Origin of the sequence: Streptomyces dangxiongensis (assembly GCF_003675325.1) — a bacterium.
Taxonomy (GTDB): Bacteria; Actinomycetota; Actinomycetes; order Streptomycetales; family Streptomycetaceae; genus Streptomyces; species Streptomyces dangxiongensis.
This window is the reverse complement of the sequence record NZ_CP033073.1, coordinates 5,709,940-5,723,791: the sequence shown is the minus strand read 5'-3', so window position 1 is coordinate 5,723,791 and position 13,852 is coordinate 5,709,940. Positions and strand designations below refer to the sequence as shown.

Annotated in this window: 10 protein-coding genes; 9 read left to right on the top strand and 1 reads right to left on the bottom strand. The window is 73.5% G+C overall.

The window, feature by feature from the left end:
- Positions 1 to 83: 83 nt before the first annotated feature.
- The 8 genes from D9753_RS25820 to D9753_RS25785 all read left to right on the top strand — a co-directional run bounded on the left by D9753_RS25820 (position 84) and on the right by D9753_RS25785 (position 12,252).
- Complete coding sequence (locus D9753_RS25820) at positions 84 to 1,619, top strand: leucyl aminopeptidase (protein WP_121789162.1); 1,536 nt, start codon at positions 84 to 86, stop codon at positions 1,617 to 1,619.
- A gap of 298 nt (positions 1,620 to 1,917) precedes the next feature.
- Positions 1,918 to 3,306: a dihydrolipoyl dehydrogenase gene (gene lpdA, locus D9753_RS25815; RefSeq protein WP_121789161.1), complete on the top strand. Its 1,389-nt coding sequence runs from the start codon at positions 1,918 to 1,920 to the stop codon at positions 3,304 to 3,306.
- Between the two features lie 61 nt (positions 3,307 to 3,367).
- Positions 3,368 to 5,230 carry a 2-oxoglutarate dehydrogenase, E2 component, dihydrolipoamide succinyltransferase gene (sucB, locus tag D9753_RS25810; protein ID WP_121789160.1) on the top strand — a complete coding sequence of 621 codons (1,863 nt, stop codon included), beginning with the start codon at positions 3,368 to 3,370 and terminating at the stop codon, positions 5,228 to 5,230.
- A 253-nt stretch (positions 5,231 to 5,483) separates the two neighbouring features.
- Complete coding sequence (locus tag D9753_RS25805; protein WP_121789159.1) at positions 5,484 to 6,107, top strand: GntR family transcriptional regulator; 624 nt, start codon at positions 5,484 to 5,486, stop codon at positions 6,105 to 6,107.
- 259 nt (positions 6,108 to 6,366) lie between these two features.
- On the top strand, positions 6,367 to 9,069 hold the full coding sequence (gene aceE, locus D9753_RS25800) for a pyruvate dehydrogenase (acetyl-transferring), homodimeric type (RefSeq protein WP_121789158.1): 2,703 nt from the start codon (positions 6,367 to 6,369) through the stop codon (positions 9,067 to 9,069).
- 161 nt (positions 9,070 to 9,230) lie between these two features.
- Positions 9,231 to 10,217: a helix-turn-helix transcriptional regulator gene (locus tag D9753_RS25795; RefSeq protein ID WP_121791289.1), complete on the top strand. Its 987-nt coding sequence runs from the start codon at positions 9,231 to 9,233 to the stop codon at positions 10,215 to 10,217.
- A 56-nt stretch (positions 10,218 to 10,273) separates the two neighbouring features.
- On the top strand, positions 10,274 to 10,792 hold the full coding sequence (locus D9753_RS25790) for a DUF4240 domain-containing protein (RefSeq protein ID WP_163010963.1): 519 nt from the start codon (positions 10,274 to 10,276) through the stop codon (positions 10,790 to 10,792).
- A 275-nt stretch (positions 10,793 to 11,067) separates the two neighbouring features.
- Positions 11,068 to 12,252 (top strand): MarP family serine protease, encoded by a 1,185-nt coding sequence (locus D9753_RS25785; RefSeq protein ID WP_121789156.1) that lies wholly within the window; start codon positions 11,068 to 11,070, stop codon positions 12,250 to 12,252.
- A gap of 43 nt (positions 12,253 to 12,295) precedes the next feature.
- Here D9753_RS25785 and D9753_RS25780 read toward each other — a convergent pair whose 3' ends face one another.
- A complete protein-coding gene (locus D9753_RS25780) occupies positions 12,296 to 12,781 on the bottom strand; it encodes a GNAT family N-acetyltransferase (RefSeq protein ID WP_163010790.1) in 486 nt (161 codons plus the stop codon).
- 74 nt (positions 12,782 to 12,855) lie between these two features.
- Between D9753_RS25780 and D9753_RS25775 the strand changes: the two genes are divergently transcribed.
- The gene (locus tag D9753_RS25775; RefSeq protein WP_121791288.1) at positions 12,856 to 13,752 is read left to right on the top strand and encodes a TIGR01777 family oxidoreductase; all 897 of its coding nucleotides are present in this window, start codon (positions 12,856 to 12,858) and stop codon (positions 13,750 to 13,752) included.
- Positions 13,753 to 13,852 lie beyond the last annotated feature (100 nt).

The window sequence follows — 13,852 nt, the reverse complement described above, 5'->3', positions numbered from 1 at the left end:
GACCTAGGGTCGGCTCTCGGGCCCGGTCGACCCACCCCTTATCGGCCACAGCAACTTCACATCGGAAGCGAGATCTCACCACCGTGACTGCTCTGACTCTCAGCACCGCCGCGGCGCCCGGCCTGCGGGCCGACGCGATCGTGATCGGTGTCGCCAAGGGCGCCCAGGGGCCCGTCCTCGCGCCGGGCGCCGAGACCGTGAACGAGGCGTACGACGGCAAGCTGGCCGGCCTCCTGGAGACCCTCGGCGCCTCGGGTGCCGAGGGCGAGCTGACGAAGCTGCCCTCCCCGGCCGGCTTCCGGGCCCCGCTCGTGGTGGCGGTGGGCCTGGGCACCGGACCCGACGGCGAGGACGCCGAGGCCGGTTACGACGCCGAGGCGCTGCGCAGGGCCGCCGGCGTGGCCGCCCGCGCGCTCGCCGGGTCGAGGAAGGCCGCGTTCGCGCTGCCCGTCGACAGCCTCGGCGCCATCGAGGCCATCGGCGAGGGCGTGCTGCTCGGCGCGTACTCCTTCGACACCTACAAGGGTGGCGCCGACGACCCGAAGGCCAGGAACGGCAAGGCCCCGCTCGCCGAGGCCACGCTGCTCGGCGGCAAGCCGCGCGACGCCGCCCACAAGGGCGCGGTCGCCCGCGCGGTCGCGATCTGCGAGGAGCTGAACCGGGCCCGCGACCTGGTCAACATGCCGCCGAACGACCTCACCCCCGCCGACTTCGCCGGCATCGCGCAGGCCGCGGCCAAGGAGCACGGCATCAAGGTGCAGGTGCTCGACGACAAGGCCCTCGTCAAGGGCGGCTACGGCGGCATCCTCGGCGTCGGCGGCGGCTCGGAGGCACCCCCGCGCCTGGTCAAGCTGTCGTACACGCACCCCGAGGCGGAGAAGCACCTGGCCTTCGTCGGCAAGGGCATCACCTACGACTCCGGCGGCATCTCGCTGAAGCCGGCCGGCCACAACGAGACGATGAAGTGCGACATGGCGGGTGCGGCCGCGGTGTTCGCCGCGGTCGTCGCCGCGGCCCGCCTGGGCCTCGCGGTCAACGTCACCGGCTGGCTGGCGCTGGCCGAGAACATGCCCTCGGGTTCCGCCGTCCGTCCGGGCGACGTGCTGCGCATGTACAGCGGCAAGACCGTCGAGGTCCTCAACACCGACGCCGAGGGCCGCCTCGTCCTCGCCGACGCGCTGTGGGCGGCCTCGCAGGAGAACCCGGACGCGATCGTGGACGTCGCCACCCTGACCGGCGCGATGATGCTGGCGCTGGGCAGCCGGACGTTCGGGGTCATGGCCAACGACGAGGCGTTCCGCTCCTCCGTGCACGAGGCGGCCGAGGAGGTCGGCGAGCCGGCCTGGCCGATGCCGCTGCCGGAGCACCTGCGCAAGGGCATGGAGTCGCCCGTGGCGGACATCGCGAACATGGGCGAGCGCTGGGGCGGCGGGCTGGTCGCCGGCCTGTTCCTGCGCGAGTTCGTGGGCGAGGGCATCGCCTGGGCGCACCTGGACATCGCCGGCCCCGCGTTCAACGAGGGCGGCCCGTTCGGCTACACGCCCAAGGGCGGCACGGGTACGGCCGTGCGGACGCTGGTGCGACTGGCGGAGCTGACGGCCGCGGGCGACCTCGGCTGACGTCCCCCTGACCGCCCGGCGCGATCCGCCGGGCGGTGGACCCCGGGGCGCGGGGAGCCGTCTCCACGGTTCCCCGCGCCCCTTCTCCGTGCCCCACGTCTCCCGGGGGACGTGGGGTGCGTCACACCCCGGCCCGGCGTCTCGTCCGCCTCGAACAAGTGCAAAGATGGAGCCCGGCAGGACAGGGCCCCCACCGAAGGGCCGAAGCATCAAGCGGCCGGACACCAGCCGACCGGCCGGTCACCTCCCGAATGGACAGGGTGCCCGGCGCGCGGCACACATGCATGGAGGACGTGACGTGGCGAACGACGCCAGCACCGTTTTCGACCTAGTGATCCTCGGCGGTGGTAGCGGTGGTTACGCCGCGGCCCTGCGCGGGGCGCAGCTGGGTCTGGACGTCGCCCTGATCGAGAAGGACAAGGTCGGCGGCACCTGCCTGCACCGGGGTTGCATCCCCACCAAGGCCCTGCTGCACGCCGGTGAGATCGCCGACCAGGCCCGCGAGAGCGAGCAGTTCGGTGTCAAGGCCACCTTCGAGGGCATCGACGTCCCGGCCGTCCACAAGTACAAGGACGGTGTCGTCGCCGGTCTGTACAAGGGCCTCCAGGGTCTGATCGCGTCCCGCAAGGTGACGTACATCGAGGGCGAGGGCCGGCTGTCCTCCCCCACCTCCGTCGACGTCAACGGTCAGCGGGTCCAGGGCCGCCACGTCCTGCTGGCGACCGGCTCCGTGCCGAAGTCGCTGCCGGGCCTGGAGATCGACGGCGACCGGATCATCTCCTCCGACCACGCTCTCGTCCTGGACCGCGTGCCGAAGTCCGCGATCATCCTGGGCGGCGGCGTCATCGGCGTCGAGTTCGCCTCGGCGTGGAAGTCCTTCGGCGCGGACGTCACCGTCATCGAGGGCCTGAAGCACCTCGTCCCGGTCGAGGACGAGAACTCCTCCAAGCTGCTCGAGCGCGCGTTCCGCAAGCGCGGCATCAAGTTCAACCTGGGCACCTTCTTCGAGAAGGCCGAGTACACCCAGGACGGCGTGAAGGTGACCCTCGCCGACGGCAAGGAGTTCGAGGCCGAGGTCCTGCTCGTCGCCGTCGGCCGCGGCCCGGTCTCCCAGGGCCTGGGCTACGAGGAGCAGGGCGTCGCCATGGACCGCGGCTACGTGCTGGTCGACGAGTACATGCGCACCAACGTTCCGACCGTCTCCGCCGTCGGCGACCTGGTCCCGACGCTCCAGCTCGCGCACGTCGGCTTCGCCGAGGGCATTCTGGTGGCGGAGCGTCTGGCCGGTCTGAAGACCGTCCCGATCGACTACGACGGCGTGCCGCGGGTGACGTACTGCCACCCCGAGGTCGCCTCCGTGGGTATCACCGAGGCCAAGGCCAAGGAGATCTACGGCGCGGACAAGGTCGTCGCTCTGAAGTACAACCTGGCGGGCAACGGCAAGAGCAAGATCCTGAACACCTCGGGCGAGATCAAGCTCGTCCAGGTGAAGGACGGTGCCGTGGTCGGCGTCCACATGGTCGGCGACCGGATGGGCGAGCAGGTGGGCGAGGCCCAGTTGATCTACAACTGGGAGGCGCTGCCGGCCGAGGTCGCCCAGCTCATCCACGCCCACCCGACGCAGAACGAGGCGATGGGCGAGGCCCACCTGGCGCTGGCCGGCAAGCCGCTGCACTCCCACGACTGAGCCTTCGGTCAACGGGCGCGACGACACAGACTTCCGCAATTCGTTAGGAGCAACCGAAACCATGGCGGTTTCCGTAACCCTTCCGGCGCTCGGTGAGAGCGTCACCGAGGGCACTGTCACCCGCTGGCTGAAGGCCGAGGGAGAGCGCGTAGAGGCCGACGAGCCGCTGCTCGAGGTGTCGACCGACAAGGTCGACACCGAGATCCCCTCGCCCGCCGCCGGTGTGCTGGCCTCCATCAAGGTCGCCGAGGACGAGACCGTCGAGGTCGGCGCCGAGCTGGCCGTGATCGACGACGGCACGGGCGCGCCCGCCGCCGCCCCGGCCCCCGCCGCCGAGCCCGCCCCGGCCGCCGAGCCCGCCCCGGCCGCCGAGCCCGAGCCGGCGCAGGCCGAGGCGGCCGTCCCGGCCGCCCAGGCCGCGCCGTCCACGGAGCAGGCCGCCCCCGCCCCGGCCCCGACGGCCGAGGCCGCCTCCGGCGGTTCGTCCGCCGAGGGCACGGACGTGGTCCTGCCCGCGCTCGGTGAGTCCGTCACCGAGGGCACCGTCACCCGCTGGCTGAAGTCGGTGGGTGACTCGGTCGAGGCCGACGAGCCGCTGCTCGAGGTCTCCACGGACAAGGTCGACACCGAGATCCCGGCGCCCGCCTCCGGCGTGCTGCTCGAGATCGTGGTGAACGAGGACGAGACCGCCGAGGTCGGCGCCAAGCTCGCCGTCATCGGCGCGCCGGGCGCGGCTCCGGCCGCCGCTCCGGCTCCGGCCGCCCCGGCCGCGGAGCCCGCCGCCGCCCCGGCCGCCCAGGCCCCCGCGCCCGCTCCGGCCCCCGCGCCCGCTCCGGCCCCCGCGCCGGCTCCGGCTCCGGCCCCGGCCGCCCCGCAGGCGCCGACGGCTCCGGCCCCGCAGCAGGTCACGGCCCCGGCGCCCGACCCGGTGCCGTCCGCTCCGGCGCCCGCCCCCGCCCCGGCCGCCCCGGCGCCCGCCGCCCAGGCGACCGACGAGGGCGCGTACGTGACCCCGCTGGTGCGCAAGCTGGCCGCGGAGAACGGCGTCGACCTGTCCGGCGTCAAGGGCACCGGCGTCGGCGGCCGTATCCGCAAGCAGGACGTCATCGCCGCCGCCGAGGCCGCGAAGGCCGCCCCGGCTCCGGCCGCCGCCCCGCCCGCCGCGCCCGCCGCGAAGAAGGCCCCCGCCCTGGAGGCCTCCCCGCTGCGCGGCCAGACCGTCAAGATGCCCCGCATCCGCAAGGTCATCGGCGACAACATGGTCAAGGCGCTGCACGAGCAGGCCCAACTGTCGTCGGTCGTCGAGGTCGACGTCACCCGCCTGATGCGCCTGCGCGCCCAGGCCAAGGACTCCTTCGCCGCACGCGAGGGCGTCAAGCTCTCCCCGATGCCGTTCTTCGTCAAGGCGGCGGCCCAGGCGCTGAAGGCCCACCCGGTCATCAACGCCCGGATCAACGAGGCCGAGGGCACGATCACCTACTTCGACACCGAGAGCGTCGGTATCGCGGTGGACTCCGAGAAGGGCCTGATGACCCCGGTCATCAAGCACGCGGGCGACCTCAACATCGCCGGCATCGCGAAGGCCACGGCGGAGCTGGCGGGCAAGGTCCGCGCCAACAAGATCACCCCGGACGAGCTGTCCGGCGCGACCTTCACCATCTCCAACACCGGTTCGCGCGGCGCGCTGTTCGACACGATCATCGTGCCGCCGGGCCAGGTCGCGATCCTCGGCATCGGTGCCACGGTCAAGCGTCCGGCCGTCATCGAGACCGAGGAGGGCACGGTCATCGGCGTCCGCGACATGACCTACCTGACCCTCTCCTACGACCACCGCCTGGTCGACGGCGCCGACGCGGCCCGTTACCTGACGGCGGTCAAGGCGATCCTGGAGGCGGGCGAGTTCGAGGTCGAGCTGGGCCTGTAGCCGCCGACCGGCTGCCACACGCTGGTGCCCCCGCCCGGGACGTTCCGGGCGGGGGCACCTGCGTTGAGGGCACCGGCGTCGGGGGGACCGGCGTCCGGGGGGACCGGCGTCCGGGGGGAACCGGCGTCGGAGGCGCGACGTCACCCACACCGTGTGCGCCTCGTCTCACCTGCACCGAAGCACCCCCGAGCGCCCTGCCCACGGAGCCAACCCGCCGTATTGTCTACACGTCAGCCCTCCCTAAGGAGCCCTCATGACCGCGCCCGTCGTCCACTCGCTGCGCGAACAGATCCGCGAGCACATCGTGGAGGGGATCGTCAGCGGGCGCTGGCAGCCGGGTGAGCGGATCGTGGAGCGCCGGATCGCCACCGAGCTGGAGGTCAGCCAGACCCCGGTCCGGGAGGCCCTGCGCGAGCTGGAGTCCCTGCGCCTGATCGAGTCGGCCCCGAACAAGGGCGTCCGCGTCCGCAACCTGACCGCGGCCGACCTGGAGGAGAGCTACCCGGTCCGGGCGGGCCTGGAGGCCATCGCGGCGGAGCTGGCCGTGGAGCGGCTCGCGGAGGACTGCTCGGCGCTGGAGCCCCACGTGCTGGCCCTGTACGAGGCGGACCGCGAGGCCGACGGCACCGCCCAGGTGCGCCACACGGTCGGCTTCCACCGCGAGCTGGTCCGCGCGGCGCGGAACTCCGTGCTGCTGCACACGTGGGAGGGCCTGGGCATCGAGGTGTTCACGGCGCTGTCCATCCGCTGGCTGGGCACGGTCCAGCAGTCGTACGCGGAGGAGCACGAGGAGCTGGTGCAGGCGTTCAAGCGCCGGGATCCGCGGATCGCGGAGCTGGTGAAGGCGCACGTCCTGGGCTGCGCCCCGCGCGCCTGACGCACCCGAGCATTCCCCCGCTCACCTGCGAAAACACTCTCTCAACGCGTCACCGGGTGCCAGTATCGAAGGCACCGGGTGCCGACTTTCTTCAAATCAAGAGGTTTTCGCGCTCAACCCTTTGATCGATCATCGATCAGGGAGTTACAGTCGCCGACGGACTTCTACCGGAGTCCGCTGCCCTGTCCTGCCAAAGACCAAGGGCAACCCCGAACCCTTACCGATGAGGGAACCCCCTTCGACTGAGGAAGGCGGCGACATGACCGACCCCCACGCCATCCAGCCGAGCGCGCTCGACCAGCTCCCGGACCGCGACCCGGAGGAGACCGCCGAATGGCAGGCCTCCCTGGACGCCGTCGCCCGGGAGGCGGGACCGCACCGCGCCGCGTACCTGATGCGCCGCACGCTGGAGCGCGCCGAGGCGGGCGGCATCGCGCTGCCGAAGCTCCTCGAGACCGACTACGTCAACACCATCCCGACCGCCGCCGAGCCGTCCGTGCCCGGCGACCCGGAGATGGAGGCCCGGATCACCGCCTGGAACCGCTGGAACGCGGCCGCCATGGTGACCCGCGGCGCGAAGCACGGCGTCGGCGGCCACATCGCCACCTTCGCCTCCGCGGCCTGGCTGTACGAGACCGGCTTCAACCACTTCTTCAGGGGCAAGGAGGGTGACGGTTCCGGCGACCAGCTCTACATCCAGGGCCACGCCTCCCCCGGCATCTACGCCCGCGCCTTCCTCGACGGCCGCCTGGACGAGCACCACCTGGACAACTTCCGCCAGGAGGCCGGCGGCACCGGCCTGCCGTCGTACCCGCACCCGCGCCGGCTGCCCTGGCTGTGGGAGTTCCCGACGGTGTCGATGGGCCTCGGCCCGCTCTCCGCGATCTACCAGGCGCGCTTCAACCGCTACCTGACCAACCGCAACATCAAGGACGTCTCCGCCTCGCACGTGTGGGCGTTCCTCGGCGACGGCGAGATGGACGAGCCGGAGTCGACGGCGGCCCTCGCGCTCGCCGCCCGTGAGGAGCTGGACAACCTCACCTTCGTCATCAACTGCAACCTCCAGCGCCTCGACGGCCCCGTCCGCGCCAACTTCAAGATCGTGCAGGAGCTGGAGGCCCAGTTCCGCGGCGCCGGCTGGAACGTCGTCAAGACGCTGTGGGGCTCCGCCTGGGACGAGCTGTTCGAGCTGGACACCACGGGCGCGCTGGTACGCCGGCTGCGCCAGGTACCGGACGCGCAGGTCCAGACGTACCAGACCCGCGACGCCGCCTATATCCGCCAGGACTTCTTCGGCGCCGACCCGGCGCTGGCGGAGATGGCGAAGCTGCTGAGCGACGACAAGATCCTCGAGTGTTTCCACCTCTCGCGCGGCGGTCACGAGTCCCGCAAGGTGTACGCCGCGTACAAGGCCGCCGTCGAGCACAAGGGCGCGCCGACCGTGATCCTGGCCCAGACGGTCAAGGGCCACACCCTCGGCGAGGGCTTCGCGTCGAAGAACGCCAACCACCAGATGAAGAAGCTCTCGGTGGACGAGTTCAAGGCGATGCGCGACCTGCTGGAGCTGCCCATCAAGGACAGCGACTTCGTCGACGGCGTGGTCCCCTACGGCCACCCGGGCGCCGACTCCCCCGAGGTCCGCTACCTCCAGGAGCGCCGCGCGGCCCTCGGCGGACCGGCCCCCGCCCGCCGCGTCCACGCGCCGGCCCCGCTGCCCGCCCCCGCCGAGAAGTCCTTCGCCTCCTTCGACAAGGGCTCCGGCTCCCAGAACGTGGCCACCACGATGGCCTTCGTCCGTCTGGTCAAGGACCTGGTCCGCGACAAGGAGACGGGCCGGCGCTGGGTGCCGATCGTCCCCGACGAGGCGCGCACCTTCGGCATGGAGTCGCTGTTCCCGTCCCTGGGCATCTACTCCCCCAAGGGCCAGACGTACGAGCCGGTCGACCGCGACCAGCTTATGTACTACAAGGAGGCCGAGAACGGCCAGATCCTCAACGAGGGGATCACCGAGGCCGGTTCGATGGCCGACTTCATCGCCGCGTCGACCGCGTACGCCACGCACGGCGAGACGATGATCCCGTTCTACATCTTCTACTCGATGTTCGGCTGGCAGCGCACCGCCGACCAGATGTGGCAGCTCGGCGACCAGCTCGGCCGCGGCTTCCTCGTCGGCGCGACGGCCGGCCGTACGACCCTGACGGGCGAGGGCCTCCAGCACGCCGACGGGCACTCCCCGGTCATCGCGGCCACCAACCCGGCCGCCCTGAGCTACGACCCCGCGTTCGCCTACGAGATCGCGGTGATCGTGCGTGAGGGTCTGCGCCGGATGTACGGCGAGGCCAGGCCGGGCGAGGACCAGGACGTCTTCTACTACCTGACGGTCTACAACGAGCCGCTGCCGCAGCCCGCCAAGCCGCAGGGCCTCGGCATCGACGAGGGCATCGTCAAGGGCCTGTACCGCTTCAACACGGCCGAGTCCGCGGGCGTCGCCGTGCCCGCCGACGCCCCGCGCGTCCAGCTCCTCGGCTCCGGTACGGCGATCCACTGGGCCCTTCAGGCGCAGCGGCTGCTCGCCGACGACTGGGGCGTGGCCGCCGACGTGTGGTCGGCGACGTCCTGGACGGAGCTGCGCCGGGACGCGCTGGAGGCCGACGCGGCACTGCTGCGCGGCGAGGAGCGGGTGCCGTTCGTCCGCCAGGCGCTCCAGGGCGCCGAGGGCCCGGTGCTGGCCGTGTCCGACTACATGCGCCAGGTTCCCGACCAGATCGCGCAGTGGGTCGAGCAGGACTACTCGTCGCTGGGCGCCGACGGCTTCGGCCTGTCGGACACCCGCGAGGCCGCCCGCCGCCACTTCGGCATCGACGCCCCGTCGATCGTCGTCGCGGCCCTGGCCCAGCTCGCCCGGCGCGGCGAGGTGAAGGCCACCGCGGTCAAGGAGGCCCGGGAGAAGTACGGGCTGTAGGACACCGGGTACCGCGGTCGCGGCGGACCGGGGACGCTTGTTCGCGTCCCCGGTCCGCCGCGTCCGTGTTCTCCGCCGTGACGGCGCTCGGTCCGCGCGGCGGTGGCCGGCGGCCGACCGTGCCCGGCCGCGCCGTCGGTGGGCTCCGGCATCATGAGTCCATGCGTGCGGCCCGGCTCATCAGGATGGTTCTCCTGCTCCAGTCGCGGCCGGTCATGACCGCCGCCGAACTCGCGCGGGAGCTGGAGGTGTCGGAGCGGACCGTGGCGCGGGACGCGCAGGCGCTGTCGGAGGCCGGGGTGCCGGTGTACGCCGACCGCGGGCGGGCCGGCGGATACCGGCTGGCCGGCGGGTACCGGACGCGGCTGACGGGGCTGGCGCGCGGCGAGGCGGAGGCGTTGTTCCTGAGCGGGGTGCCGGGGGCGCTGCGGGAGATGGGGCTCGAGGAGACCGCCTCGGCGGCCCGGCTGAAGGTGGCGGCAGCGCTGCTGCCCTCGCTGCGGGACGCCCCGGACAGTGCCGCCCAGCGGTTCCATCTGGACGCGCCGGCCTGGTTCCGGGAGCCGGCGACGCCCGAGCGGCTGCCCGTGATCGCGGAAGCGGTGTGGGACGACCGGCGGATCGACGTGGTCCACCGGCGCGGGGAGAGCGCCGTGGAGCGGCGGCTGGAGCCGTACGGGCTCGTGCTGAAGGCAGGCGTCTGGTACCTGTGCGCGCGGGTGGCCGGCGGTGGTTCCCTGCGGACGTACCGCGTCGACCGGTTCGACACCGTCGACGCCCTCGACGAGCGGTTCGCCCGCGACCCGGACTTCGACCTGCCCGCCCACTGGGCGGACCAGGCGGAGCGCTTCGCCCGGTCCATCCTGCGCGCCGAGGTCGTCGTACGGCTGTCCCCGCGGGGCCTGCGCGGGCTGCCGCACGCCGTCGACCCGCTCTCCGCGCGCCGGGCGCTGGAGGGCGTGGGAGCGCCGGACGCCGACGGGTGGGTGACGGTGACGCTGCCCGTGGAGTCGGAGGAGGTCGCGCACGCCCAGCTAACGGCGCTCGGGCCGGAGGCGGAGGTGCTGGCCCCGGCGAGCCTGCGGGAGCGGTGCGCGGCGGACGCGGCCCGGCTCGCGAGGCTGTACGGGCGGCCGGACGCCGGGTAACGATCCGCGGCACTCCGCGTGCGGCGCACCGGCCGAGGCCCGATGCTGGTGGCGTGATGGACGAGACGGAGTTCTGGGAGCTGATCGACGCCGCCCGCGAGGGCGCCGGGGGCGACCCCGAGGAACAGGCCGACCTGCTCGTGGAACGGTTGCTCCGGCTGGACCCCGAGCTGGTCCTCGACTTCGCCCGGCACTTCGAGGCCCGCTACAACCGCGCCTACCGGTGGGACCTGTGGGGCGCGGCCTGGGTGCTGCTGGACGGGTGCAGCGACGACGCCTTCGACTTCTTCCGGTGCTGGCTGATCGGCCAGGGCCGGGAGGTCTTCGAGGGCGCGCTGCACGATCCGGACGCGCTGGCCGGGCTGCTGGGCGAGTTCGACGAGGAGATCGACGGCGACGGCGAGGAGCTGGGCTACGCGGCGGACGAGGCGTACGAGCAGCTGACCGGGACCGTCGCACCCGATCTGGGCATCGCCCCGGCGCCCGCCGAGCCCGAGGGCACACCGGTGGACCTGGAGAACGAGCGGGCGCTCGCGCAGCGGTACCCGCGCCTGTGGGAGCGGTTCAAGGACTGACGTCCGACGTCGGCGCCCGTCCGCGCGGCGGTGGACCCGTCGACGGGGGTGACGCGGCGGGGCCGTGGCGGCCCGGACGAGGGCGGACGCGGGGGCCCGGACGAGGGCGGACGCGGGGGAGGGACCTTCCCGGTGGAACCATCGCCCGGGTCCGGGACGTTTCCGGGGTACACACGTACGTGAGCCGGTTTCGCTGCCGGGTGTGCTCACGCACGGGCGGCCGGCCGGCGGGCCCGTCCCGGCCGTTTGGAGGGGTCCGAGAGAAAGGCGGCTCCGTGGACCTGCTCGACCTGCTGCTCACGCTGGTGATCGTCGTGTACGCGGTGTCCGGCTACCGGCGCGGGCTGGTGGCCGGATGTGTCTCGCTGGCCGGGTTCGTGGGCGGCGCCGCCGTCGGGGTGTGGGTGCTGCCGTGGGTGACGGGCCAGGTGGAGCGGGGCACGACGACGGCGACGGTGCTCGCGCTGCTGACGGTGCTGGTGCCGGCGGCGGTGGGGCACGAGCTGGCGGGCCGGCTGGCGCTGCGGCTGCGTGGGGAGCTGGACCGGGGGCCGCTGCGGGTGGCGGACGGTGCCGGGGGCGCGGCGGCGAACGCGGTGGCGGTGCTGATCGTGGCCTGGGTGGCGGCGAGCGTGCTGGGCGCGGCCCCGGCGCGGACGCTGACGACGCAGATACGCGACTCCGCGTTGCTGGGCGCGGTGCAGCGGGCGATGCCCGAGACGACGCCGTCGTGGTTCTCGCGGGCGACGTCCGCGCTGACCGAGGCGGGTTTCCCGCAGGTGTTCAACCCGTTCGAGAACGAGTCGACGGCCCGGGTGGCCCGGCCCTCCGGTGACAGTGTGACGCCCGCGGCGGCGGAGGCGGCCCGCAGGAGTTCGGTGAAGATCGAGGGCACCGCGGGCAACGAGGGCCGGGAGGGCAGCGGGTTCGTGTACGCGCCGGAGCGGGTGATGACCAACGCGCACGTGGTGGCGGGCATCGACCGTCCGGGCGTGCGGGTCGGCGGGGTCGGGCCGTCGTACGAGGCCCGGGTGGTGCTGTTCGACGCCGACCGGGACGTGGCGGTGCTGTACGTGCCGGGGCTGCGCGCCCCGGTGCTGCGGTTCGGCGGGGGCGCCGTGCGCGGGGACTCGGCGGTGGTGGCCGGCTATCCGCAGGACGGGGGCCTGGACCTCCAGGCGGCGACGGTCGCGAACCGGGTGCGGGCGACCGGGCAGGACATCCGCAACGACCGCACGGTCGTCCGGGAGGTGTACTCGATCCGGTCCACGGTCCGGCCGGGCAACTCCGGCGGCCCGCTGCTGACGACGGGCGGCCGGGTGTTCGGGGTGGTCTTCGCCCGCTCCACCTCCGACGCCGAGACGGGCTACGCGCTGACGGCGGACGAGGTGGCGGCCGACGCCCGGCGCGCGGCCACGGCGACGGCGCCGGTGGACACGGGCGAGCTGGTCGGCTCCTGAGGGCGGCCGGTGGCCCCCGCCCGGCCCGCCGGGTGCGCGGTGCTCACAGCCGGCGGCCCATGAGGACGTCGTCGACGTCCGTGCCGTCCAGGTGGAACTCCCCGGGCAGCACGCCTTCGACGACGAACCCCTCGGACTCGTAGAGCCGGCGTGCCGGGGTGTTGTGCCCGAGCACGCGCAGGGTGAGGCGCCGGGCACCGCGCCCGCGGGCCTCGGTGACGGCGGCCCGGATCAGGGCGCGTCCGACGCCCCGTCCGCGTGCCTCGCCGGCGACGACGAAGCCCTGGATCGCCAGGACGTGCGCGTGGGAGGCGAGCGGGGTCGGGCGGACGAGGCGGACGTAGCCGAGGAGGCGGCCGTCGGCCTCGGCGACCAGGTGGTCCCGCGGGTCGTGCCGCTCGAAGAACGGCGCGTAGGGCGGCTCGGGCGCGGGCACCACCTCGTGCAGGGTGGACCAGGCGGCCCGGTCGAGGCGGGCCAGTTCCGCGTCGTCGTCGGGGCGGGCGGCACGCAGGGACGGCTCAGACATGACGATCACCCTACGGCGGACCGTCCGGGGCGCCCACCGGGTTTCCCGGCGCCTGTGCGGTCATGCTGGTGGTCATGGAACGTTCACGCATCGCGGTGGCCGGCGCGTCCGGCCTCATCGGCAGCGCTCTGGTGCGGTCCCTGACCGCGGACGGGCACGAAGTGGTACGACTGGTGCGCCGTGCGCCCCAGGGCGCGGACGAGGTCCGCTGGGACCCCGGGCGGCAGTACGTCGACCCGGCCGGGCTGGCCGGCTGTGACGTGGTGGTCAACCTGGCGGGCGCCGGGGTGGGCGACCGGCGCTGGACGCCGGAGTACAAGCGGTTGCTGCGGGACAGCCGGGTGCGGGGCACGGCCGCGCTCGCCGAGGCGGTGACCGCGCTGGCCGAGCCGCCGCGGGTGTTCGTCAACGGCAGCGCGATCGGCTTCTACGGCGAGACCGGCGACCGGGTGGTGGACGAGGACGCCCCGCCGGGCGACGGCTTCCTGTCCGGGCTGTGCGTGGAGTGGGAGCGGGCGGCGGCCCCCGTGCGGGAGGCGGGGGTGCGGACGGTGTTCCTGCGCACGGGGCTGGTCGTGGCCCGGGGCGGCGGGGCGTGGGCACGGCTGTTCCCGCTGTTCCGGGCGGGGCTCGGGGGACGGCTGGGCGACGGGCGGCAGTACTGGTCGTACATCGCGCTGCACGACGAGGTCGCCGCGATCCGGCATCTCGTGGACACCGACACCCTGTCCGGGCCGTTCAACCTGACGGCGCCCGAGCCGCTGACGAACCGTGAGATCACGGCGGCGATGTCCCGGGTGCTGCGCCGTCCGGCGGTGTTCGCGGTGCCCGCGCCGGCGCTGCGGGCGGCGCTCGGGGAGATGGCCGGGGACGTGCTGGGCAGTCAGCGGGTGGTGCCCAGGCGGTTGCTGGAGTCGGGGTTCCGGTTCGCGTTCCCGGGCATCGATGAGGCGATCCGTGCGGCGGGGTGAGCCGACTGGCAACACCGGCGAACGAAAGTGACCGTATGCGACCTCTATGCGACCGTGCTCTGTTGATGCGCGACTGCTTCTGACCGAATGCGGCCCCTAA

Excerpts from the sequence above, each read along its gene's own strand:
- D9753_RS25780 (WP_163010790.1), bottom strand. The coding sequence starts at position 12,781 with ATGTCTGAGCCGTCCCTGCGTGCCGCCCGCCCCGACGACGACGCGGAA.
- D9753_RS25805 (WP_121789159.1), top strand. The coding sequence starts at position 5,484 with ATGACCGCGCCCGTCGTCCACTCGCTGCGCGAACAGATCCGCGAGCAC.
- sucB (WP_121789160.1), top strand. The coding sequence starts at position 3,368 with ATGGCGGTTTCCGTAACCCTTCCGGCGCTCGGTGAGAGCGTCACCGAG.
- D9753_RS25790 (WP_163010963.1), top strand. The coding sequence starts at position 10,274 with ATGGACGAGACGGAGTTCTGGGAGCTGATCGACGCCGCCCGCGAGGGC.
- D9753_RS25775 (WP_121791288.1), top strand. The coding sequence starts at position 12,856 with ATGGAACGTTCACGCATCGCGGTGGCCGGCGCGTCCGGCCTCATCGGC.
- aceE (WP_121789158.1), top strand. The coding sequence starts at position 6,367 with ATGACCGACCCCCACGCCATCCAGCCGAGCGCGCTCGACCAGCTCCCG.
- D9753_RS25795 (WP_121791289.1), top strand. The coding sequence starts at position 9,231 with ATGCGTGCGGCCCGGCTCATCAGGATGGTTCTCCTGCTCCAGTCGCGG.